This is a genomic window from Micromonospora phytophila, from assembly GCF_023656545.1.
Lineage (GTDB): Bacteria > Actinomycetota > Actinomycetes > Mycobacteriales > Micromonosporaceae > Micromonospora > Micromonospora phytophila.
This window is the reverse complement of sequence record NZ_JAMOKF010000608.1, coordinates 1-1,295: the sequence shown is the minus strand read 5'-3', so window position 1 is coordinate 1,295 and position 1,295 is coordinate 1. Positions and strand designations below refer to the sequence as shown.

The 1,295-nt window shown below is 75.9% G+C and carries 1 protein-coding gene and 1 pseudogene; both read left to right on the top strand.

What is annotated here, in order from left to right; genetic code table 11:
• A pseudogene (locus NCC78_RS31720) lies at positions 1 to 250 on the top strand (hypothetical protein); the annotation flags it as partial.
• Positions 247 to 1,239, top strand: coding sequence for an AAA family ATPase (locus NCC78_RS31715; RefSeq protein ID WP_250799131.1), 993 nt, complete (start codon positions 247 to 249; stop codon positions 1,237 to 1,239). The pseudogene NCC78_RS31720 and the gene NCC78_RS31715, both read left to right, overlap by 4 nt.
• Positions 1,240 to 1,295 lie beyond the last annotated feature (56 nt).

Here is a 1,295-nt window from a genome sequence, read left to right as displayed (position 1 = left end):
GCCCCGGCTGAATCTGCCCGCGGCGACCACGCCGGCCGAGGTGGCCGCCGCGGTCGCCGCCCGGACCGGCGACGGCCCGGGACCGACCGAGGAACTGCTGTACGGCGGCGGGCCCGAGACCGACCAGGACCTGCTGGAGCTGGCCCGCTCGCTGGACCGGGTGACCCGTACCGTCGCCCCGTACCCCGCCGACGCGCCGCCGTCCGTCGCGGCCCCGCACCCGCACCGAGCCGAAGGAGACCCCCGGTGACCCGACCCGCCGGAACCGCCGAGCCGCTGACCGCCGGCCCCGACGACGCCCGCGCCGCCCTGCACCGGTTGCGCGCCGAGGTCGCCAAGGCGGTCGTCGGGCAGGACGCCGTCGTCACCGGTCTGGTGATCGCCCTGCTCTGCCGTGGGCACGTGCTGCTGGAGGGCGTGCCCGGGGTGGCCAAGACCCTGCTCGTACGCACCCTGGCCACCGCTCTGGACCTGGATTCCAAGCGGGTGCAGTTCACCCCCGACCTGATGCCCGGCGACGTCACCGGGTCGCTGATCTTCGACCCGCACACCGCCGCGTTCACCTTCCGCGAGGGGCCGGTCTTCACCAACCTGCTGCTCGCCGACGAGATCAACCGCACCCCGCCGAAGACCCAGTCGGCGCTGCTGGAGGTGATGGAGGAGCGGCAGGTCTCGGTGGAGGGCAACCGGCGTCCGCTGCCCGACCCGTTCATCGTCGCCGCCACCCAGAACCCGGTCGAGTACGAGGGCACCTACCCGCTGCCCGAGGCGCAGCTGGACCGGTTCCTGCTCAAGCTCACCGTGCCGCTGCCCAGCCGGGAGGAGGAGCTGGGGGTGCTCCGGGCGCACCACGCCGGTTTCGACCCGCGCGACCTGTTCGCCGCCGGCGTACGACCGGTGGCCACCGCGGCGGACCTGGCGGCGGCCCGGGCGGCGGTGGGCCGGGTGCACATGGCCGAGCCGCTCTTCGGCTACATCGTGGACCTGTGCCGGGCCACCCGCAGCACCCCGGCGCTGGAGCTGGGCGCCTCCCCCCGGGGCGCGACCGCGCTGCTCAACACGGCGAAGGCGTGGGCCTGGCTGGCCGGCCGGGAGCACGTCGTGCCGGACGACGTGAAGGCGGTCGCCCGGCCGACGCTGCGGCACCGGCTGCGGCTGCGGCCCGAGGTCGAGCTGGAGGGCGTCGGCGTCGACGCGGTGCTGGACACGGTGCTGGCCACCGTGCCGACACCGCGATGACCTGGCGGGCGGCGGTCCTGCTCGCGGCGGGCGCGCTGACCCTGCCGCTCTGGCCG